Origin of the sequence: Aquimarina algiphila, assembly GCF_947494415.1 — a bacterium.
Taxonomy (GTDB): Bacteria; Bacteroidota; Bacteroidia; order Flavobacteriales; family Flavobacteriaceae; genus Aquimarina; species Aquimarina algiphila.
Window position 1 is genome coordinate 556,683 of the sequence record NZ_CANLVC010000010.1, and the last position, 20,988, is coordinate 577,670.

A 20,988-nucleotide genomic window follows, 5' to 3' on the forward strand; every position below is an offset into this window, starting at 1 on the left:
CAATGTAACATCATACTTTCATAAATGATGAAACCCAAAATTAGATTTAAGTTATTTTTAGGTAAAGAAATATGTTTTTTAAGTATAAATTTTCTCAACCAATTTTCCTATACTAAGTCCTTGTATAATTATAGAAAACAAAACAACAACATAGGTAATATACAGAATTACTTCTGAAGATGCATTATCTGTTAGACTTAATGCTAATGCTATAGAAATTCCTCCTCGTAATCCTCCCCAAGTTAATATTGTAACTGTCTTTAGTGGGCTACTCTCAACATGTTTTAATAAAGAATAAGGGACAAAAACAGATATAAATCTCGAAATTAGTACAATTAAGATTGCCAGAACACCAAGAATCAAATGATTAGCATCGAATTTTAAAAGATGTATGGCTAGTCCTATTAGTACAAACAAAATACCATTAAAAACATCATCGAGCACCTCCCAAATTTCATTAATCATTTTTCTTGTAGCACCTTTGTTGTTAGCAATATTTAATTTGTTTCCGATGATCATACCGGCAATGACCATTGCCAAAGGTCCAGAAACATGAATTAGGGATGCAAACGCATATCCTCCTAACACAATCGCTAAACTTATCATTACGGCTAGCTGGGGATTTTCTTTTACTGATTTGATGGAATGATATCCAATAAAACCGAGTAATCCTCCATAAAGAATTCCACCTATAGCTTCTTCAAGAAACAATTTCCCAATTTCAAGACCAACCGAACCTTCTTCATGATGTCCTTCCATTCCTGTTAGAATTAAAATCCCTGAGAAAACAACAACTCCGATTCCATCATTAAATAATGATTCTCCTTCAATTTTAATACTTAGGCTTTTGGCAATATTTGCTTTTTTAAGAATCGCCATTACTGCAATTGGATCGGTTGGGGAAATCAATGCTCCAAAAAGTAAAGCATGTAAAAAAGGTAAATCTACGCTAATCAGTTGTGCAATGCCGTATGTTAAGCCTCCAACAATAAAAGTAGATATTAATACTCCAAGTGTAGCAAATAAAAGAATAGGCCATTTTTCTTTAGTTAGTTCATCAATATTAACATGTAGTGCTCCTGCAAAAAGAAGGAAACTCAAAATTCCATCAAGGAGTAATGACCTAAAATCAGAGTTTGTTACAATATCACAAAAGAACATATAAAATCCTGGAACAATACTTTTACTCAACGTTATAATTACAACTGTTGCCAGACTCATCAACATTAAACCAATTGTAGTTGGTAGTTTAAGCCATTTATAATTCACAAAATTAAAGAAAGCGGCTATGGCAAAAATAATGCTAAAGGATTGTAACATGTTTTCTAAGGTTTTACATTAGTATATTTTTGAAGGGATATTTAGATCTTTGATGTTTTTAGTATCAATTCGTAATTGATACGAATCTTCTAACTGAACAATGATTCTTATTTAGGTATTACCCATGAATTTTTAATTCCTGAACTATTAAATCAAACTTACATCGGTTATTACTTCAAGTAAAGCAGGGCCATTATGATCACGAACTTTTTCCATAGCAGGAACCAAATCTTCTAATTTTTCAACTCTTACCCCTAGTGCTCCGCAATTTTCTGCAAATTGAGCAAAACTTGGATTTTGCAATGAAGTTTGCCATACGTCTAATTCTGCGGCACGTTGTTCTTTAGAAATCTTACCTAATTCAGAATTGTTGAGTACAATATGTTTAATGTTCATATTATACTTTACTAAAGTTGTAATTTCGGTAAGGTATTGTCCTAAACCGCCATCTCCAGAAACAGACCAAATAGGTCTTTCATGACCTTGTGCAGCCCATGCACCCATTGCAGCAGGTAATGCAAATCCAATAGAACCTAAATATCCTGACATCAAAATGGATTGGTTTTTTGGTTCAAAATATCGTCCAAAGGAATACGTATTGTTTCCTACGTCAACCGCTATTACAGCATTTTCTGGAGTTACTTTATTCATCGCATCAAAAAGAGCAATAGAACTTAATCCTATAGAGCTAGAATCTTCTAATCTACTTTGTTTTTCTTCTCTCCAGATGTTCCAACGTTCCTGTATTTCAGGTTTTTGGTCTATCGTATTGGTTTTTCCTTTCGTTTTTTCTGTTAATACCCCTAAAGTTTCTGAAATCTCTCCCCATAATGCAGCATCGACTTTATGAAATTTGCTCAATGCCATTGGATCAAAATCAACCTGAATAATAGGCTTTTTTGGTGTAATCCCTGTATGATTCGAAAAAGACGCTCCAAATACGATTAATACATCACTCTCATTCATAAACCATGACGCGATAGGAGTACCACTTCTTCCTAAAACACCGCATCCAAGAGGGTGATGATCAGGGATCAACCCTTTTCCTTTAAAGGTAGTAATTACAGGACAGTTAAGAGTTTCTGCATATGCAATAATACTTTCCATATTAAACCTTGCCCCGTGTCCAACAATAATTACGGGTCTTTTAGAGGATAATATCATATTGTTAGCCTTACGAATCATTTCTTTTGGTGGCGAAATATGAAAGGAGGTGATTCGATTTTCTGGAGTTTGTGGCTGATCTTTTTTTGATTTTTTACTGAATGCTACTTCGTCAGGAAAAGTAAGATGAGATACATCTCGTTTTATCAGTGCACTTTTAACTGCCAATGACATTAGCTCGCTATGATTAGAGTTTTGATGTACGGCATGATTAAATTCTGCTACAGAATCAAAGGCTTTGGCCAGATCTACCTCTTGAAAAGCACCTGTGCCAACGACTTGGGTATTTACTTGTCCAGAAAGTGCTAATAAAGGAGCACGATCTACTTTGGCATCCCACATACCCGTATACATATTGGTTGCTCCGGGTCCTGCAATACCAAAGCATGCAGCTGGTTTTCCTGTAAGTTTAGCATAACCAGAGGCTGCAAATGCTGCTGCTCCTTCATGTCGAATTCCAAAATATTTTAATTTTCCTTGTTTCTCCAATCTTCGCATGGCATCTGCAACACCAAGATTACTGTGACCAACCATTCCAAAAACAGTATTGATGCCCCAATTTACCATTGTTTGAATCATAACATCAGATACAGTGTCTTCGTGAGCGGGCTCTTCAGGGATTCCGACATAAATAGCATGATCTTCTTCTTTGACTTCAAAGGTCTTAACACCATCATCATAACCACCAGGAGGTAATCCTGTGCAAGGATGAAAATCCCATCCGTGCCAAGGACAACGTAACAATCCATTTTCTATAGACCCTTCTCCCAAAGGACCACCCTGATGTGGACATCGATTATCTAATGCAGAAAATTTCCCTTCGAAATGAGTTAAGCAAACACCTTGATGGCCTGCGGTAACAGTTTGGACTCTTCCCTCGGGAAGTCTATCTTTATTGTCCAATACTTTGTACCATACAGTTTCTTTTTTTGAAGTCATGATCTGTTATTTTTTGTGTTAACATTTGTTGTGAAATTGATCTTGTCTGATTTTTACAGCTCTAAATGAATAGATAATTAGAGTTGTCAAAGCCAACAAGGCACTAATAATACCAGAAATAGTAATATAGATTGCCGAGTCAAAACTAGTCCCTGTACTTTTGTATACTCCTGATACTAATGCCGAGATAACAAAAAAAGCAACAGCAACATAGAGAAAAACCATAGCGTTATTTAATAATTTAAGTTGCTTAAGCTTTCGTTTAATTAAAATTTCTTTATTATTAGTTACTTCTGCAATCAATGTTTTAATCTCGGTGCTGAGGTTCACTAAAAGATTGGAAGTAGATAAAATCAGAAGTCCAATACCAGGTATTATAGTAGCTGGGATATACCAATGATCCATAGTGTTTATCTTTTGAATGCGTTGATAGCTTCATCAAAAAATGTAGAAACTGTTATTTCATCAACACCAGTTATGGGTAAGGTAGCTCCTTTAAAATCATCATTTCTCCACTCGCCATGAGTTAATGTTTTTAAGCCTAAAGTATTCACTCCATCATGACCTTTGTATGCACTGATATAGAAATAATAGTCATCAATCATTGTGTCAGGAATTGCTAAGCCTATACCTATGGCAAATCCTGCTTTATCTTTTAATGAAGCAAAGGTGCCAATATCAAAATGATGAGGCCAAATCCTAATGTCTGATTGCAATTGCTGATTTTCTAAGAATGTTTCTAAAGTAAGTTGTGCTAATACTCGAAAGCCTGTCAATTCTCTTAGCCTACTTACATTGGTTAATTTGAAAGTAAAATCATTGGTAATAGTGGGGTAGGGTAATTCATAATGGAGATCATACTTAAATGGTTGTTTAATGTTCGCTTCTACAGCTTTTTGTGTAATCCATTGTACAATTTCGTCATGAGTAGTGCCATCTAATTTTAATGAAGTTTTTGAAATATTAGAATTCCAATCCAAACTAAAATTTTGATAACTAAGAGATAAAGAGTCGCCTTCTGAGTTTAAAGGATGTGTAAACATACTCCCTTCTTCTGCAGAAAACCCTAGATTTGTATGGCTATCATCATCTTTCTTTTCTAAAAAACTTATTCCGGCGGCTGCTAAATATTGAGCAGCCAAATGCATTTGAGTAGTCATATCTTGTTTTTTTAAGTCAGTATTTTGTTTTTGGATTGATTTAAAGAACACCTGCATAATTAATCCCTGTTAACCTATACATATCATAATCAAAAGTAGAAAGGTCATCAGGATTGAATTTTGAAATATCATCATATCCGCAAGCTCTAGCAATTACCTTTATAAGGTCATTGGTCGCATCAAAATAATTATGTAGTTGTTTAGCAGATGACTCTATGATCAACCTACTTCTCAAAGATTCTTTTTGCGTAGCAATACCTACCGGACAATTATTACTACCACAGGCTCTCATTCCTAAACAACCGATAGCTTGTAACGCAGAATTAGATACTGCAATTGCATCTGCACCTAACATCATTGCTTTTGCAAAATCTTCTGCAATTCGTAAACCACCTGTTATGATTAGGGTAATATTTGTAACTCCTACTTTATCTAGGTATTTTCTTGCTCTTGCTAAGGCAGGAATGGTGGGAACATTTATATTGTCCCTTAGAATGGTAGGGGCAGAACCTGTTCCACCACCACGACCATCCAGAATAATGTAATCGACACCAACATCTAAAGCAAATTGAATGTCTTTTTCGATATGGCTGGCAGCAATCTTAAAACCAATAGGGATACCACCAGTCCGTTCGCGTACTTCATCTGCAAAAGCTTTAAAATCTTTTACTCCATGAAAATTGGGAAAGGTAGCAGGAGAAATTGCGGTTTCTCCTTGCTGTAATCCTCTAACTTCTGCAATTTCTTTACTTACTTTGTTTCCTGGTAAATGTCCACCTGTTCCGGTTTTTGCTCCTTGTCCCCCTTTAAAATGAAATGCTTGTACTTTATCGAGTTTATCCCATGAAAAACCAAATTGGGCAGAGGCGAGTTCATAGAAGTATTTAGTGTTGTTTTCTTGTTCCTGGGGTAACATTCCACCTTCTCCAGAACAAATGCCTGTACCTGCCATTTCAGCACCTCTGGATAGTGCAATTTTTGCTTCTCGAGAAAGTGCTCCAAAGCTCATATCACTTACAAACAATGGTATGTCAATAGAAAGTGGTTTTTTAGCATTAGGACCAATCACTACTTTTGTATCAACATCTTCATGGTCTAATAAAGGTCTGCTCGCTAATTGTGCTGGTAAAAATTGAATATCATTCCATTTGGGTAACGTATTTCGGTCTACTCCCATAGATGCCGAAAAACCATGATGTCCTAAGTTTTTTAGACCATTTTTGGCTAATTCTTTGATATAACCTGTATATGGTTCTGTTTCTTCTGGGTGAGTATCAGCATAAGCACCAAGGTATTCATCTCTATTAAAAGGTTGTGGCGCATTTTTAAGATAAGCGTCAATTTCTACTTCATCTACATAAAGTGTATCACCTTCTATTTTAGTATTGAATTTATATAGAACTTCATTATTATTATACTCAGAAACACCAGTATCGTAACGATAATCCCAACCGTGAACTCCACAGATAAGGTTATGTCCATCCACATGTCCATCTGCCATTAATGCGCCACGGTGTAAGCACCTCCCGTATAATACAGAAATTTCTTTGTCAAATTTCACAATAACTAGATCTAATCCATTTACCAAGGCATGAGCTGGTTTTTTGTTTTCTAAATTGCTTAGTTGTGCAATTGCGACAGGTTTTTTCATAAGTATATTTTTATTGTTTTATGATCATGTTTAAAAAGCAAATCCAAGTGTAAAAACTAACCTGCCTCCATCAGTACTACCAAAATAACCTAGGTTTGCAGTAAAAGTATCTAGGCCACTTATCCATAAAGTACCACCAACACTGTTGTGCCATTTGTCTGAGTCATCATCTTCTATCCATACTCTTCCATAATCAAACCCTCCGGAAAGACCATATTTAAGAGGGATAAAACTAGTTTTGAATTTTCCCATTTGTAAACGTAAATCTGTATTGTGATATGCAGCGTATTTACCAATAAAACGTTCATTTCTAAATCCTCTTAAACTGCGATTTCCACCTAATTGTGCAGCATGATAAAATTCGAAATCATCTCCCAAAATAGCCTCTCCGCCAATCTTTGTTGCGAGAACTAGTTTTCCACTTTTAATTAGTTTATGATCTATAGCAATATGTGGCTCTACATAAGCAAAGTTGTTATCACCTCCATCGATATTAGTTTTATATCCGGCAGTTATTCCTATTCTCATACCCAGAGTAGGAAAGCCAAGGTCATTCATGTTTTTAAATTGATAAGTAACTTCTGCACCTGCATACGTTTGTTTATCAAAAACAGTGCTGTTTGGATCAAAGAAAGTATTTACAAAACGATCTTCTGTATTTTCTACTTCAAAAGATTCGATAAGAGGTTTAAACTGAAAATATCCTCCATCCCTTCCTCTCCAAATTAAGGAAACTGCAGTATTCCATTTTCTAATTCTTGTTCTATTAAAATCTAAATCTACTTCATCTTTGTCATATTCAGTTTCATTTCCAGCACCAAAGAAGTTAATAGCAAAATTAGGACTAGTATATAATCCTTCTACACCAAAATTCCAGTTGTGGAAGATATTAGAAAACTCTCCTTTGTATGATATGTCAAAGCCAGAAGATCCAGTATAATAAGATGCGCTTATTGAATGTTTTTGGGTAAAAGGATTACGCTGTAAACCATAGTGAGTAAAATGCTCAAGAACACCTATACGTAATCCGTCGTCGGGATTAAAAGCGATTAAAGGTAGTAATTGATTGAAATTGTATTTACGTTTCTTATGATCATAATTATTTATTTTATAGTTATCAACCAACCATTTTTTTGACCGTTTATTTATAATTGTATTGTTTTTGCCTTTATAATCATAAAGTTTAACTTTCTGGGTATTTTGAAAATCGTAAGTGTCATTTTTCTTACCTCCCATGATTTTGATACTAATAGGATTGTCACCATTACCGTATATCTTAAAAGTGTCATTTCCATCAAGGCCATAGATCCAAATTTCTTTAGTTTCCTGTTTAGTATAGATCCTATTAAAAATATCCAGATCTTTTCGTTGGATACTTATTTTTGTTTTTCCGTCAGGTAATCTTGTAATTTCGAAAAGATCGTCTTTTTGAGTACCGGCAAGTACTACGAATTTATTTAGGAATTTATAATATTTGCGAGCGATATCTACTATGTTCTTTCTCCTTCCTTTGAGTTTTGTTTTTATTTCATCAATAGATCTTCCTTTGATTTCATTAGGAATTTTATCAAATGCTTGATCGATAACGAGATCGGTTAATTTTTCTTGAATATATTTTGCTTGTTTATCCCATTCATTCCAATCGGATTGATTGAGAAAAGTCAAATCCATAGAATATGGGGAAAGGGCAAACCATTTAGGGCTTTTCAATTCCTCATCAAAAGATTGCATTTTCCGTAAACTAGGTATGGCCCAAGTTAAAAATGAAACAATACTACCATCAAATACAGAAAATGCCTGATCACGATCCCTTGGGATGGGTTTACAAACTTCGGAGCCATCTTCATTTTGAAATACGGCCCATCTCCATTGATCTTCATGTCGGTCCCAATCACCAATTAGCATATCAAACAATCGGGCCCTTATATAAGAAGGTTCGTCTACAATAGATTTTCCTGTTTTATGAATTTCTTTTAATACATCATTGGTACTTAGAATATCTTTAGGTTTTCCAAAACTGGATAGATCTGTATGACTAGAATTTACGGCTTCCTCAACGAGATATAATTCATCACCATATTCATCATTATATTGCCCTAATGCTCTTTGTTTAGGAATATAATACAGTATAGGGTTACTATGAAAAATATCTACAGCATCTGATAACTTGTCAATTGCAAAAGGAGTATAAGGGTGCGCAGTAGTATAAAAATCTAATAAAAACCTATCTGCATAACTGTCTTCTAGATCGTCTTCTACATATTTATCCTGAAATGCTGTTGATTGAATAAATTTAACTGCACTTTTCCTTAGAGCTCTCATTACATATTGTTTCCCATTTTTGTCTTTAAGACGTAAGGATAAAGATTGATGACCTCCACCACGTCTTATGGGAGTTAACCCTCCCTTCAATGTATCAAGAAAAGCGACTGGAGCATCGACAGGTTTGCTGTAAAATTCTCTATAGTGATTTCCCCATAAGCCTTTGTATATTTTACTTTTTCTGGTTTCTTCTTTAGAATATACTGAAGCACTTTGAGTCGCATTAAAACTACTTTCTGGTTTAAAAGTGTAGTTTATTCCTTTTCTTTCTCCATTAAAAACTGAGGTTGAAAAAATGGAAGTATTGATTTGATTTGCAGTATAAAAATCTATGTTTACTTTTCCATTTTTATAAATATCAAGTTTAGCATATCCTTTTTGTGTGGAAGCAAAATTTTCTTCAGTACTATTTCTCAGATTTTTAGTTTTTCCAACGGCTCCACTAATGATTTGTGGGATTCCATATTTATTAATGTACTGAAGGTTTTTATCATGACCAGATACAAAAATTATATTTTCTGATCGTCTTGCGGTCGTTAATAATCGATTTCTTAAACTTCTATATTGTCTGTTTTCAAAATCATGTAGAGATGTCCCCGCAGTATTTGCAAGTAGACCGTGAGCAGAATTAGAATGTATGGGATGGTGAATAGCCACAATCTTTATCTTATCCTGAGATTTTTTAAGCATGCTTTCGAACTCAAGAAAAAATAAAGTTCTGTTCTTGATATCACAGTCTTCATTTAAATAAATATGATTATTCCAGTTTTCTAGATACCACTGTGAGTCTATAGTAATTAGAACTACATTTTCACTTACATCTTTTTTCTTTATTGGGCATCCTTCATCCGGATAGAACTTTGCTTTACTATTTTTTTGTATAAATTTCTCTAATTTGCGAACCCCTCTATGTCCGTTAGAAACCCATTCATAATATCCCGGCGTAAATATCACATCTCCTTTAAAAGAAGAAAGAATATCAAGTTGGGCATTTATATTATTCTCTACATTTGAGCCATCAAACCCATTTTTTCCTGTTGTATTACCAAGGATTAAAAGTGCTGTTGCATCATGCTGTTGAGCATGTTTTGTTATCTGGCTTAACATACTTTCTTTTTTCGCGTCTCCGAGGTTTGCAGTGATAAAAATAGACTTCTCTATTGCTTGAGTATATCCTTGAATGGCAAGAAAGAGTAAACAAAGAAAATATAGATATTTTGTGTGACTAAATATTTTCATTTAAAATGGTTTAATTATTTTCTATCAATTTTTAGTTGATAAATCTTTAACAATGTTAAGCTAAAAAAAACTCTAAGACTAAGCTTTCTAATGGGGGCAAATTTGATAAACTCATCGTTCTAAGTATGACCTGAAATTTCAGTAAAATAATATAAAAAGTATTCACCTAAACCAACCAAGAAGAAAGCGGTAAGACTAAAATAATCTAAGATTTTGATTGTTTTTATGGTTGGACTCATTAATTAGTTGCTATGGTGATTGATTTGACGAAAAATTTGCGCAAAGCTTTCAATACGGTATGTAGTGATATAGTAACAGGGGGTATTAGTGGTTATTCTCTGTTTAACAACAAGCTTTCTATATATGTTCTTAAAAAAAATCATTGTATTTCTTTAGGTAATGAAATAAATTGAGCATCATAATCAATAATTTCTTGCTTTCTGAACATGCTCATTGTGTTACTTACGGTTTGTCTAGATGTATTAGTAAGATGAGATATGTCTTTATGAGACAAGAGGTTTTTTGCTATAACTCTATCGTTCTCAAGTTCACCAAATTCTTTAATATAGTCGATTATAAATTCTTTAATTCTAGCAGCACTATCTTTATAAAGTAAATCTCTTAATCTACGTTCTAACTTCTTTATTCGTAAGCCGTATACTTTAAGAACTCCGTTTTTTAAGGATGTATGCTGCTCCATAATTTTTTCCATTCTATCTGCTTCTATATAACATATAATACAATCTTCTAGTGCTATAGCTTTTTCTTCGTTTGCAGCTTGACGATCAAATAGAGAGAGTTCACCAAAAATATTTCCTTTCTTTACAATATACTTTACCGTATCACTAGAAGTATCAACAATTTTGATAGTTCCTCTTTTTAGAAAAAAAACACTTTTTTCTTCACTATTAAGTAATTGAATTGTAGTGCCTTTGTCGATATTTTCCATTTCAAGAATTTCGCACATACGCATCATTGTAATTCTACCAAGTTTATTAAAAAGATTAAATCCTTCTAGAAACCAATATTTGGTATATGTATTCAAGAGGGTGAGGTTTATGAATTGGTATTGTTAAAAGTACAGAATTTTGACTATATCAATGCAGAATTAATTTTGGAAAGTTACTTTGGACGACAATCTTGTGATTTTGTTGGTTTTCAATGTTTTAAATCTAGGGCTGTAAGAGGGCTTGAAAATGAATGTTTTGAAATCGTCTTTTGTTTTTTTGAAACAACTACACTTCTTTTTCAAAATTAAAAAAAGCCCTCATTTGAGGACTTTTTTGTGTAAATATGAAAATGAATTTATTTTCCTAGCATCAATAATTCATTACAAACAATCTCTGTGATATAACGTTTTTGACCTTCATTATCATCATAACTTCTGGAAGTAAGTTTACCTTCAATAGCAATTTCCTGCCCTTTATTTACATACTTTTCTATGATATCAGCAATTTTACCCCATGCTATTACATTATGCCATTGGGTATCGGTAATTTTGTCCCCTTGTTTATTGTAGTAATAGTCATTTGTTGCAATAGAAAATTTTGCTAGTTTTCTATCAGAATCGAGGTTTACGATTTCTGGTTCTTGTCCTAAGTTTCCAATCAACTGTACTTTGTTTTTTAGCGTGTTCATAAATTTAAATTTTTCGTGTTAAACAGTTAATACTATATCCTGAATTGATTTTCAGGAAATTTTAATTCGTATCGAAAATGAGACATACATTGTTTTGTAATAATTCAATTCGACAATGCAAACCTAAATCAGATGGCAAATAGGATTCGGTTAGGAAGTGTTTAGTTTCGTTTGTAATCGTTTGTAGTCGTTTGAAATTGATTAAAAACGCTGATATGTAGTGGTTTATGTTCTTTTTTTGGATTTTGTTTTTTCTATTAAAAATAAAATTTTAAATCTAAAGATAGCTAATAACGTATATAGGCGAATGTTTTATAAGTATATTAGGGTAGCAAAAACAAGTGTAGAATTATTGGATTGATTAAGACAAATTTGCTTTACCCAAATATATATAGCGCTTTATTTGATTTAGAAAAGTAACAACATTGATTCAAATAAACATGTTCTTTAAAGTACTTTATGGGTATAATATTGAATTTTGAGTGGAATAAATTGCATCGCTCCATTATCATAATTTGAGAAAGTTTTAAATTTACTAAATGTTGACAACAGGTCTCATTCTTATTCTTGCATCTCTTGGTTTGGCTCAAGGGTTATTTTTAAGTTTCTATTTATTAAGGCTTAAAAAGGGCAACAATAAATCTAATATTTTTTTAGCGCTTTTTATACTAGGGCTAACCATAAGGGTCGGTAAATCTGTGCTAAACTATTATATGTCTTTAGAGAATTGGCAGAACAATATTGGTATTTCAGGAATTTTGTTTGCAGCCCCCTCTTTATGGTTTTATGGAATTACACTTTTTGAGAAGAGTAAATCATTCTCAATAAAAGAGTATCTCCATTTTGTTCCCTTTATTTCGTTTCTTTTTTTAATTCCTCTTGTGCCTAGAAATGGAAATTTCGAATCTTTTTGGAACTATGGAATTGTAGTTTTTCATTTACTTTTATATTTAATATTATCCTGGTCTAATCTATATAGAAATCGTTTAAAAATCCCCAAAAATGTAGTGCACTGGTATCGAAATATCTTAATTGGAGCCACACTCATTTGGCTTCATTATGTTGTAAACCTTTTTGATTTTACGATGTACTACATTAGAGGACCTATATTTTATTCTTTTTTGATTTATGTTTTTAGCTACTTATTCCTTAGTCATCATAAGTTTAACCTACAGAAGTATAACAGTTCTAACTTAAATAAAAAGCTTTCAAAGATGCTGTTTCTAGAAGTTAAAGAACTCTTTGAAACCGAACATATTTTTTTGGATAATAATCTTACGTTAAATATGGTCTCTAAAAAATTAAAAATCAAAGCTCGAGAAGTCTCACAGGTTATTAATGAAAACGCACAACAAAATTTTTATGATTTTGTAAATCAATATCGTATTGAAAAAGCCGAGGTTTTATTAAAGGATTCAAAATATGCAAATGAGAAAATTGCTACAATTGCTTATGATTCTGGTTTTGGTAATGTCACTTCTTTTAATACTGCCTTTAAGAAAAAAAATGGCGTAACACCTTCTGCTTATAAAAAAGGATTAAAACACATGTTTTTTGTCAAAGGAAACATGTTTTCTAAAGTGTTTTAATCCTTTATTACTGAATATTGTCTCATATCATTATTACATACTTCTATATATACAATAGAAGAACAAGCAGTAATATGAACAAAAAACTCAAAGAATTAAAACACCAAAATGATGAGAAAAATAACACTTATATGTTTAATGCTATTTGCAATAGCGTGCACAGAACAACATGAGATGACCAAAAATAAGGTTTCAGGATTATCAAAACAAACCTCCGATTTAACGCCTCTAGAAGTAGTGAATAAAAGAATGAATTTCTTCAATCAACACGATTACGATAATTTTATAAAACTATATCATGAAGATTTAAAAGTGTATACATATCCAGATAAGTTACTGGGAAAAGGGTCAGATAGGTTGGCTCCCATTTTTAAATCTGATTTCGAAAATAAATTGGTAACCGTTAAGATTGTTAATCAAATGAATAATGGTCCCTATGTCATCAATCATGAATTGGTCACTAATGATGGTAAAGAGACTACATATGTTTCTATTTATAAAGTTGAAAATGGACTAATTACTAATGTTCGTTTTGTGAGAGATTTTTAAACTTGAAAAAAGTGTAACGAAGATGAGAAACGAAATACTTATTAGATAAAAGAACTAGACAATGAATAGAATTACAAAAAGAAAATCACGAATCCTGTTGTCAATCGGAATGTTTGCAATTGCATCTACACAAATTATTTCACAATATATAGGGATATCTGATTTGACTAGAGGTTCATTAACAGGAATTGGAATCGGAATGTTACTTATTGGATTAATTTTTGGAAACTTTAGATCTGCATATTCAAATTAAAATCACATTAGGTTTTACTTCTTCAAATCAGGGAAACAAAAAAACCTGATAATTATTTTATATAAAAAACTCTTGTCAAGAATGATTATCGGTCAGTTGTGATGTGAATCGCTAACAGGATGCTACTAGTGATACAATCTTAGATATATAATCAGAATCACAATTGTGTGACATTTTACAAAAACCATAGCTGAGACTTTATTATTAACTGAACCTTTTTTTTAAAATCTCCCAATTAAAATATATTTCCACAATCATTTAGGGTGTCCTTTTTGCTATTCTTCAAGTTTTTATTTTAAGATTCATTGCTACTAAGGTAAAACGGTTTCAATATTAAAAAAGAGGGTAAGAAAAGAGAAAAAGGATGTTGGTTTGTGCGCGTATCTTTGATCGATTTTATTTTAAATTTAGTACATTGTATACCCTAAAAAGCAGCAAATTTAATGCGCTATTCGTATTGCCTTAGTAGGGTAATCAACAGCTTTCTTATTCAAAAAAAACAAAATAATAGATGAAACGAACAAAAGAAATTGCGAATCGATTTAGAGAAGTTATTTTGAATGGGGTATGGGTTGCTAACACAAATTATAAAGATCAATTATCAGATGTTACCTGGGAGCAAGCTTCAAAAAAAATAGGGTCTTTAAATACAATATTCATGCTTACGTTTCATATCAATTATTATATAGCCGGAGTATTAAAAGTATTAGAAGGGGGAGCACTCGAAATAAGAGATAAGTATAGTTTTGATTGCTCTGGTATCGAATCACAAAAGGATTGGGAAGAATTATTAAATACGATGTGGAGTAATGCAGAAAAATTTGCGAATGCGATCGAATTAATGCCAGATCAAAAACTGGATGAGGTATTTGTAGATAAAAAATATGGAACTTATCAGAGAAATATAGATGGGATGATAGAGCATAGTTATTATCATTTGGGTCAGATTACTTTGATAAAGAAAATGTTATAAGAATTAGTTAACCACCTAATGAGTTCAACAAAAAGAAATATTGTATTAGTCTCACCATTTTTGATCATTGCCATCAATTTTGCGGTTGCATATTCATTTGGACAGCTTATCGGTAAATGGGCATTTATTCCAATAATATTGATCGAATGGTGTCTTTTTCTCTATGTAATATTCAGATATGCCGAGAAAGAGTCGATAAAAAAATGGATGATAAAATCAAGAGGAGCTATTGGGTGGAATATCTTAGCTTTATTTATAGGATTGCTTCCTCTTCCATTATTTGTTTTGCATTATGATACGTTATCTTCTTGGCAAGTATGGATTCCCTGGATTTTACTTGCATTAATCAATCCCTGGATAGAAGAGTTTTATTGGCGTGGACTCCTTTTGGATTATACCAAAAGATGGCCGAATGCTCTGGCTATACTTTTTACAAGTTTTGTGTTTGCTATAAACCATGCAGTTTTTGGAGTAAATTCTGAACTTAATAGCGGATTGACAATTGTGATTTCAACTTTTATCATGGGTTTAATTTGGGGAATAGTCTATAAGAAAACAGGAAGTTTGAGATGGGTTATATTAGCGCATTTTTTAGTTGATTTTTTCAGCCTATCGGCTGCATCATTTTTAGATTTATATGAAAAAGGAAGATGGTAAAACGAATGTGACCAGATTTTATTATCAAAAATTCAAAGACATTAATTACCTTTAGTAGTATTAGAAAGTGACATCATATTTCCTGTAATTGATCATATCAAATCAAAGTAGTTTATCAAAAGTATGGATAAGAAAAAAGAACATGCTCTGGATCGAATTTTATTAAGTTTGAAAACGGTCATAAGAACTAAGAATTTTGAGGATTCAAAATTATTTTATACTCAAATTCTTAACCTAAAAATAACTGAAGAATACAATGATGGTGATGGTTCAAAAGGAGTAATACTACAATTTGGTCATGAGGATAATAATGCATTTTTAGAGATTTCAGAAATAGCAAGCAACCATTATTACCATCAGAACTCATTCGATAAATCCATCGAAAATGATAAAATTGATATACAAATAAAAACTAACAATATTGAATATTGGGCAACTCGCTTAAGAGATAAATGGAAGGTGAAAGGTCCCGTACTTCGACCTTGGGGATCATATTATCTCTATTTAAGAGATCCAGACGGATTACAAATTATTATTTATCAGGAAAAAATTAAATAAATTGTTAAGATTAGATCTACATCACAATGCAATTACAAAAGGCCACAGTAAAAGATATTTCGACATTACAAACAGTTTGTTTTGATTCTTATACTCAGGTTTTTGCCAGTCATTGGAACGAAAATGGCTTAGTGTTATATCTCGAGGAACAATTTGGGAATGCTAGGTTAACAATTGAGCTGCAGGATACATCTGTTGAGTATTATTTTGTTACATACAATAATGAAAATATTGGGTTCCTTAAAATCAATTATAACTCATCATCTAAACTATCAAAATTAGATAATTGTGAATTAGAGAAAATTTATATTCTTCCAAAGTTTAGCGGAATGGGAATTGGAAAAAAGGCAATGAGCGAAGTGATAAAAAAAGCAGTTGAAAAAGATAAAAAATTATTATTCTTGTGTGTGATTGATACGAATGTAGATGCCATAGCTTTTTATAAAAAACTAGGATTTCAATTTCATAGCAAAACACGATTAGAAATTACCCACTTTAAAGAAGAGTTGAAAGGTATGGAAAGAATGTGTTTTCCCCTTTCTTAAATACATTAATCAAATAAAAAAGTATTAAAATATTATGTTTGGATTCGTTAAAAACATAGAGAAATAGAGTTAGTAATATGAAACTATTTGAAACCAAAAGATTGTCTATTCGATATCTTAAAAAAGAAGATTTAATTCCTTTTTTTGATATGCAAAGTAATCTTAATGTGATGCGTTATATCAAAAAACATATGAGTTTTGAAGAAAGTAAACAGGAGCTAGAACGTTTTATGAAGTATTATCAAGATGATGAGATATTCTATAATATATGGGCGGTAGTAGATAATAATAGTAATGAGTTTGTGGGTTTATGTGGTGTGTATAAAAATGAAACGTTTGAATATGAAATTGCATATCGATTAAGAGAATGTTTCTGGGGTAAAGGGTTTGGAAGAGAAATCGCAAAAGGATTGATAGCGTATTGTTTTAATAAAATGAAACTAGAACAATTAACAGCGTATGTTAGTAAAGATAATATAGGTTCAGTACATATTTTAGAAAAAGAAATGAAGTATGTAAAAGAATTCTATTCAGAAGAGAATGGTGTTGAACTGAAATATATACTTAATCAAGAAAATAGTATCCTTAATCAATAAATTGTTTTTTAGTGTAAAACAATGTTCAATTCTAAAAAATCGATATTGAAATGAGAAAAATTAAATTATATATAGCTATGAGTATAAATGGAAAAATAGCTAAAGCAGATGGTAATGTAGATTGGTTAGATTCTATCCCCAACCCTGATCAACTAGATTATGGTTATTATGATTTTTATGAAACTATTGATACAACAATTCAAGGCAATAAGACATATGAACAGATCATAGATTGGGGTATTGATTTTCCATATTCAGAGAAAAAAAATTATGTATTAACCAGAAAAAAGGGAGCAGAATCTACTAAAGATGTAGAGTTTATATCTGAGAACCATATCGAATATATTAAAGAATTAAAAAAGCAAAAAGGAAAAGATATATGGCTTGTTGGTGGAGGTCAGATAAATACAATGTTGCTTAATGAAAAATTGATTGATGAAATTCTGGTTTTTATAATGCCTATTGTTCTTTCTGACGGGATAGAACTTTTTGAATCGATTCCTAATGAAACGTTTTTGACTTTGATAGAAACAAAAAAGCATACTACAGGTGTTGTAGAGTTAAGGTATACAATTACTTAAATAAACTCTTCTTTTAGGTGTATTTAAAAGCTTCCGCACTTCTATATTGATTTGTGACTATTACAAATTAAAATTATGAATTGTATTTTTTTTAAAAAAAAGGTAGGGTATTTATATTCTATTTTGTTTTAGGTATATAAATAGGTTAATCAATGCTTCATAATAGAGTTTGGGGGCAGGCATTTTTTATGGACATAGATTTAACAATAAAATGGGGAGAGTTTTTCTTCCCATTTTTTTACACATGAACAGATATTTTATAAACTAAAAAAATAAATAAATAGGGGGTGGGGTAATGTTTATGTAAAACGTTTTATATACGTAAACAATTTATAAATCTGTATAACACTAGAGTTTAAGGGACAAAACGAATTCTGTGATTAAGATTTTTTAAATTCAAAGATGGGAAGAGATATGATCTCTTTCCATTTTTTTTTCAAAATTAGCATAAAACTATAGTGCAATTAATTCTTCAAAACTAATTTGACTATCAATAGCAGTATCTTTATATTTTAATGTCCAACCAAGTGAATTAGTGAGGATGTATATTTTTTGTAATTCGCTAATAAGGCGATTTTGAGAATTAGTAACCAGTGAAGATTTTTGCACTCTTCTGTTTAATTTTTCAACCACTATTTTTCGTATAACATTATGATCTTCTGCTTCGAATTTGTTGATAAGTCCTTCATTGATATCGTGGTATTTTATTTCGGGATTAATATTAATCTCGGCTTTAGGAATATTGGTAATAGTAAGGGTCTTTGTTTCCTGATCTATAGTATGCTCAATTTTTCTTAAATCATATGATACCTGAACATTTGCATTTACCATAACAATTATTTTTTTCTTTGAAGAAAGTACTTTAAAGTAAGTTTTGTCATCCTTGTAAGTAATTATATCAGAAAAATGCCCTTCTGTAACAACAAGTTTACCTACATTTTTAATTTGATCCAAAATAAGACCAGAAGATTCTATTTCTATTTTTTGTGTATTAGATTGATCAATAAAATGTTTGATTGCAAAGGCTATTAATGCTGCTAAAAGTGCACCAAGTAGAAAGTTACGCATACATTTATAGGTTCAAGTTTGGTATAAATGTACATAAAAAATAGCCTTTCTATGTAGAAAGGCTATATCGATATAAGCTTAATATACAGTTCTTAATTATTCTGGGGAGGGTATTTTTCTAAAATCGCTGCAACGATTTCATTCATTTTGCCTTGTTTTTTATCCACATCCTTAGTTAATGCAGATGATCCCATTCCTTGCCAAACTAATTCTTTTTTAGAAGCGTCTATTAGATCTATATATAACGTGCCTTCTGTAGTTGTGGTAACGGTATTATAACCATTCCCCCAGAACCAAGGATTCCATCCCCAGCCATAACCCCATCCAAAGTTATTTTGATAGATATTTACATTTTCTTTGGTCTTCGTAAAAATACTAACCAGCATATCAGGATTGTTAGATTTCAAAAATCCTTTTGAAGTCATATCAGCTTCGATAGCACGTAATATTCGTTTCTTGTCAAGGTCACTAATTTCTGCCTTATCAATTCCTGGCTTGTAAAAAGCAAAACTTCTATAAGATTCAAAGTTTGCCTCCTTATCATAATCCGAAGCAACACGTACCGTAGAGCAAGAACTTAGAGTTATGATAAGGATTAATGATAAAAGTGAAAAATATTTCATAATCCCTGTGTTTTAAAGATTTAACAATAGCTTTTTATATTTGTTTAGCCACAACAATCGTACCATGAAACAGGTAGCTTAGTTATTTTTTAGAATAACTATTTGTTTTTTTATCGTAGCCATAGGGGCAATGTCTGCAACCACTCTCACAACAATATCCTCTCCTTAGATGATATTGTTCTGTAAAACATCGATACCCTTCCGGGGTGATATAATAATCTCCTTCTTTTGGAGTTAATACCTTTTTAGGATTGTTCATGATTTACAAAAATAGTATCTTGCATTGATATGCCCATTGTTGTTAACAAATATTTGATAGGTCGTCATTTTGTAGGCATCGCCCTTTGGCCTTTTATTGTGGTAAATAATTCTTTCCTTAAAGAGGATGAGGTTTTTATTAATCACGAGAAGATTCATCTTAGACAACAGGCAGAACTTTTGGTTTTACCTTTTTATATTTTTTATTTTACAGAATATCTTATTCGACTACTACAATATCGAAATTCACAACAGGCATATCGAAATATTTCTTTTGAACGAGAAGCGTATAGAAATGAAGATGATCTCCAGTATCTAAAAAAGAGAAAACCTTGGAGTTTTATTAAATATTGGTAAATGCATATTTTTTCTTCAGAAACAGTACATTCAGAAAATCAATCGATAATACATCCCATTTTAGATGAAGCAGAAGTTTTTCTAGATATAAAAAGGGAAGATGAAATTCATAAAGAAGTATCTGGAAATAAATTCAGAAAATTAAAGTATAACCTTATTGAAGCCCAAAGAAACGGTTTTACAACGGTCCTTACTTTTGGAGGAGCCTATAGTAATCATATAGCAGCTACTGCAGCTGCAGGAAAAATAATAGGATTACAAACTATCGGAATTATTAGAGGGGAAGAATTGATGAAGGATTTAGAAAAAACCTTATTCGAAAATGATACCCTGCGTTTAGCTTCTGATTCAGGAATGCATCTTAAATTCGTTAGCAGAGGGGTATATAGAGATAAAACGAATCCTGCGTTTTTACAGGAGTTAAAAAATGAGTTCGGTTCTTGTTATGTTATACCTGAAGGAGGCACCAACTCATTGGCGATTAAAGGATGTGAAGAAATTCTCACCCCAGAAGATGCAATGTATGATATCATTTCTTGTGCTGTGGGAACAGGAGGAACGATCTCAGGTATCATTAATAGTTCAGAGAGTCACCAAAAGATATTAGGTTTCCCTGCTTTGAAAGGAGATTTTCTTTCAGATGAAATCAAAAAATATACCTCAAAAACCAATTGGGAGCTAATTCATAATTATCATTTTGGGGGGTATGGAAAAATAAATCAAGAAGGGGTTGAGTTTATAAATACATTTAGGGAACAGCAACATATTCTCTTAGATCCAGTCTATACAATGAAGATGATTTTTGGGATTTTTGACATGGCAGAAAGAAGTGTTTTTAAGAAAAATACTCGTATTTTAGCGATTCATACAGGAGGGCTACAAGGTATTGCTGGGATGAATAAAAAATTGAATAAAAAGAAACTACCCCTTATTACAATTGGATCTTAA

General features: G+C 31.9%; 22 protein-coding genes. 11 read left to right on the plus strand and 11 right to left on the minus strand.

The window, feature by feature from the left end; translation table 11 throughout:
- Positions 1-78: 78 nt before the first annotated feature.
- The 8 genes from PQF96_RS25960 to PQF96_RS25995 all read right to left on the minus strand — a co-directional run bounded on the left by PQF96_RS25960 (position 79) and on the right by PQF96_RS25995 (position 11,433).
- Positions 79-1,320, minus strand: coding sequence for a cation:proton antiporter (locus PQF96_RS25960; protein ID WP_271769761.1), 1,242 nt, complete (start codon positions 1,318-1,320; stop codon positions 79-81).
- A gap of 147 nt (positions 1,321-1,467) precedes the next feature.
- Positions 1,468-3,423: a thiamine pyrophosphate-binding protein gene (locus PQF96_RS25965; protein WP_271769764.1), complete on the minus strand. Its 1,956-nt coding sequence runs from the start codon at positions 3,421-3,423 to the stop codon at positions 1,468-1,470.
- 18 nt (positions 3,424-3,441) lie between these two features.
- The gene (locus PQF96_RS25970; protein WP_271769766.1) at positions 3,442-3,828 is read right to left on the minus strand and encodes a DUF2721 domain-containing protein; all 387 of its coding nucleotides are present in this window, start codon (positions 3,826-3,828) and stop codon (positions 3,442-3,444) included.
- A gap of 5 nt (positions 3,829-3,833) precedes the next feature.
- Positions 3,834-4,583, minus strand: coding sequence for a hypothetical protein (locus tag PQF96_RS25975; RefSeq protein WP_271769769.1), 750 nt, complete (start codon positions 4,581-4,583; stop codon positions 3,834-3,836).
- Positions 4,584-4,623: 40 nt separating this feature from the next.
- Positions 4,624-6,234, minus strand: a complete 1,611-nt coding sequence (locus tag PQF96_RS25980; protein WP_271769772.1) for a glutamate synthase-related protein — start codon at positions 6,232-6,234, stop codon at positions 4,624-4,626.
- 30 nt (positions 6,235-6,264) lie between these two features.
- The gene (locus PQF96_RS25985; RefSeq protein WP_271769774.1) at positions 6,265-9,795 is read right to left on the minus strand and encodes a metallophosphatase; all 3,531 of its coding nucleotides are present in this window, start codon (positions 9,793-9,795) and stop codon (positions 6,265-6,267) included.
- Positions 9,796-10,174: 379 nt separating this feature from the next.
- Positions 10,175-10,840, minus strand: coding sequence for a Crp/Fnr family transcriptional regulator (locus PQF96_RS25990; RefSeq protein ID WP_109433843.1), 666 nt, complete (start codon positions 10,838-10,840; stop codon positions 10,175-10,177).
- A 260-nt stretch (positions 10,841-11,100) separates the two neighbouring features.
- Complete coding sequence (locus PQF96_RS25995; RefSeq protein WP_271769778.1) at positions 11,101-11,433, minus strand: single-stranded DNA-binding protein; 333 nt, start codon at positions 11,431-11,433, stop codon at positions 11,101-11,103.
- Positions 11,434-12,146: 713 nt separating this feature from the next.
- Between PQF96_RS25995 and PQF96_RS26000 the strand changes: the two genes are divergently transcribed.
- From PQF96_RS26000 to PQF96_RS26040, 9 genes are all read left to right on the plus strand, one after another.
- Entirely contained in the window at positions 12,147-13,022 is an 876-nt protein-coding gene (locus PQF96_RS26000; protein ID WP_271769781.1) for a helix-turn-helix domain-containing protein, read from the plus strand.
- Between the two features lie 111 nt (positions 13,023-13,133).
- Positions 13,134-13,571 (plus strand): nuclear transport factor 2 family protein, encoded by a 438-nt coding sequence (locus PQF96_RS26005; protein ID WP_271769784.1) that lies wholly within the window; start codon positions 13,134-13,136, stop codon positions 13,569-13,571.
- Between the two features lie 61 nt (positions 13,572-13,632).
- The gene (locus tag PQF96_RS26010; protein ID WP_271769787.1) at positions 13,633-13,824 is read left to right on the plus strand and encodes a hypothetical protein; all 192 of its coding nucleotides are present in this window, start codon (positions 13,633-13,635) and stop codon (positions 13,822-13,824) included.
- Positions 13,825-14,335: 511 nt separating this feature from the next.
- The gene (locus PQF96_RS26015; protein WP_109433839.1) at positions 14,336-14,797 is read left to right on the plus strand and encodes an mRNA-capping enzyme subunit alpha; all 462 of its coding nucleotides are present in this window, start codon (positions 14,336-14,338) and stop codon (positions 14,795-14,797) included.
- Positions 14,798-14,815: 18 nt separating this feature from the next.
- The gene (locus tag PQF96_RS26020) at positions 14,816-15,454 is read left to right on the plus strand and encodes a CPBP family intramembrane glutamic endopeptidase (RefSeq protein WP_143917509.1); all 639 of its coding nucleotides are present in this window, start codon (positions 14,816-14,818) and stop codon (positions 15,452-15,454) included.
- A 123-nt stretch (positions 15,455-15,577) separates the two neighbouring features.
- Entirely contained in the window at positions 15,578-16,012 is a 435-nt protein-coding gene (locus PQF96_RS26025) for a VOC family protein (protein WP_271769790.1), read from the plus strand.
- A 26-nt stretch (positions 16,013-16,038) separates the two neighbouring features.
- Positions 16,039-16,557, plus strand: a complete 519-nt coding sequence (locus PQF96_RS26030; protein ID WP_271769791.1) for a GNAT family N-acetyltransferase — start codon at positions 16,039-16,041, stop codon at positions 16,555-16,557.
- 77 nt (positions 16,558-16,634) lie between these two features.
- The gene (locus PQF96_RS26035) at positions 16,635-17,153 is read left to right on the plus strand and encodes a GNAT family N-acetyltransferase (protein ID WP_109433835.1); all 519 of its coding nucleotides are present in this window, start codon (positions 16,635-16,637) and stop codon (positions 17,151-17,153) included.
- 50 nt (positions 17,154-17,203) lie between these two features.
- Positions 17,204-17,734: a dihydrofolate reductase family protein gene (locus tag PQF96_RS26040; protein ID WP_271769794.1), complete on the plus strand. Its 531-nt coding sequence runs from the start codon at positions 17,204-17,206 to the stop codon at positions 17,732-17,734.
- A gap of 453 nt (positions 17,735-18,187) precedes the next feature.
- Here PQF96_RS26040 and PQF96_RS26045 read toward each other — a convergent pair whose 3' ends face one another.
- From PQF96_RS26045 to PQF96_RS26055, 3 genes are all read right to left on the minus strand, one after another.
- Positions 18,188-18,802: a DUF4230 domain-containing protein gene (locus tag PQF96_RS26045; RefSeq protein ID WP_109433833.1), complete on the minus strand. Its 615-nt coding sequence runs from the start codon at positions 18,800-18,802 to the stop codon at positions 18,188-18,190.
- 92 nt (positions 18,803-18,894) lie between these two features.
- Positions 18,895-19,425, minus strand: coding sequence for a DUF4136 domain-containing protein (locus PQF96_RS26050; RefSeq protein WP_109433832.1), 531 nt, complete (start codon positions 19,423-19,425; stop codon positions 18,895-18,897).
- 82 nt (positions 19,426-19,507) lie between these two features.
- Positions 19,508-19,684 (minus strand): DUF5522 domain-containing protein, encoded by a 177-nt coding sequence (locus PQF96_RS26055; RefSeq protein ID WP_271769798.1) that lies wholly within the window; start codon positions 19,682-19,684, stop codon positions 19,508-19,510.
- Between the two features lie 29 nt (positions 19,685-19,713).
- Between PQF96_RS26055 and PQF96_RS26060 the strand changes: the two genes are divergently transcribed.
- Positions 19,714-20,040, plus strand: coding sequence for a hypothetical protein (locus PQF96_RS26060; protein WP_109433831.1), 327 nt, complete (start codon positions 19,714-19,716; stop codon positions 20,038-20,040).
- Positions 20,041-20,988, plus strand: coding sequence for a 1-aminocyclopropane-1-carboxylate deaminase/D-cysteine desulfhydrase (locus PQF96_RS26065; protein ID WP_271769801.1), 948 nt, complete (start codon positions 20,041-20,043; stop codon positions 20,986-20,988).

What these genes read in the sequence shown, in the direction of transcription:
- PQF96_RS26010 (WP_271769787.1), top strand. Translation starts at nt 13,633, where the DNA reads ATGAATAGAATTACAAAAAGAAAATCACGAATCCTGTTGTCAATCGGA.
- PQF96_RS26030 (WP_271769791.1), top strand. Translation starts at nt 16,039, where the DNA reads ATGCAATTACAAAAGGCCACAGTAAAAGATATTTCGACATTACAAACA.
- PQF96_RS26065 (WP_271769801.1), top strand. Translation starts at nt 20,041, where the DNA reads ATGCATATTTTTTCTTCAGAAACAGTACATTCAGAAAATCAATCGATA.
- PQF96_RS26025 (WP_271769790.1), top strand. Translation starts at nt 15,578, where the DNA reads ATGGATAAGAAAAAAGAACATGCTCTGGATCGAATTTTATTAAGTTTG.
- PQF96_RS25985 (WP_271769774.1), bottom strand. Translation starts at nt 9,795, where the DNA reads ATGAAAATATTTAGTCACACAAAATATCTATATTTTCTTTGTTTACTC.
- PQF96_RS26020 (WP_143917509.1), top strand. Translation starts at nt 14,816, where the DNA reads ATGAGTTCAACAAAAAGAAATATTGTATTAGTCTCACCATTTTTGATC.
- PQF96_RS25980 (WP_271769772.1), bottom strand. Translation starts at nt 6,234, where the DNA reads ATGAAAAAACCTGTCGCAATTGCACAACTAAGCAATTTAGAAAACAAA.
- PQF96_RS25965 (WP_271769764.1), bottom strand. Translation starts at nt 3,423, where the DNA reads ATGACTTCAAAAAAAGAAACTGTATGGTACAAAGTATTGGACAATAAA.
- PQF96_RS26040 (WP_271769794.1), top strand. Translation starts at nt 17,204, where the DNA reads ATGAGAAAAATTAAATTATATATAGCTATGAGTATAAATGGAAAAATA.
- PQF96_RS26050 (WP_109433832.1), bottom strand. Translation starts at nt 19,425, where the DNA reads ATGAAATATTTTTCACTTTTATCATTAATCCTTATCATAACTCTAAGT.
- PQF96_RS26005 (WP_271769784.1), top strand. Translation starts at nt 13,134, where the DNA reads ATGAGAAAAATAACACTTATATGTTTAATGCTATTTGCAATAGCGTGC.
- PQF96_RS26015 (WP_109433839.1), top strand. Translation starts at nt 14,336, where the DNA reads ATGAAACGAACAAAAGAAATTGCGAATCGATTTAGAGAAGTTATTTTG.
- PQF96_RS26035 (WP_109433835.1), top strand. Translation starts at nt 16,635, where the DNA reads ATGAAACTATTTGAAACCAAAAGATTGTCTATTCGATATCTTAAAAAA.
- PQF96_RS26060 (WP_109433831.1), top strand. Translation starts at nt 19,714, where the DNA reads ATGCCCATTGTTGTTAACAAATATTTGATAGGTCGTCATTTTGTAGGC.
- PQF96_RS25960 (WP_271769761.1), bottom strand. Translation starts at nt 1,320, where the DNA reads ATGTTACAATCCTTTAGCATTATTTTTGCCATAGCCGCTTTCTTTAAT.
- PQF96_RS25975 (WP_271769769.1), bottom strand. Translation starts at nt 4,583, where the DNA reads ATGACTACTCAAATGCATTTGGCTGCTCAATATTTAGCAGCCGCCGGA.
- PQF96_RS25970 (WP_271769766.1), bottom strand. Translation starts at nt 3,828, where the DNA reads ATGGATCATTGGTATATCCCAGCTACTATAATACCTGGTATTGGACTT.
- PQF96_RS25995 (WP_271769778.1), bottom strand. Translation starts at nt 11,433, where the DNA reads ATGAACACGCTAAAAAACAAAGTACAGTTGATTGGAAACTTAGGACAA.
- PQF96_RS26045 (WP_109433833.1), bottom strand. Translation starts at nt 18,802, where the DNA reads ATGCGTAACTTTCTACTTGGTGCACTTTTAGCAGCATTAATAGCCTTT.
- PQF96_RS26055 (WP_271769798.1), bottom strand. Translation starts at nt 19,684, where the DNA reads ATGAACAATCCTAAAAAGGTATTAACTCCAAAAGAAGGAGATTATTAT.
- PQF96_RS26000 (WP_271769781.1), top strand. Translation starts at nt 12,147, where the DNA reads ATGTCTTTAGAGAATTGGCAGAACAATATTGGTATTTCAGGAATTTTG.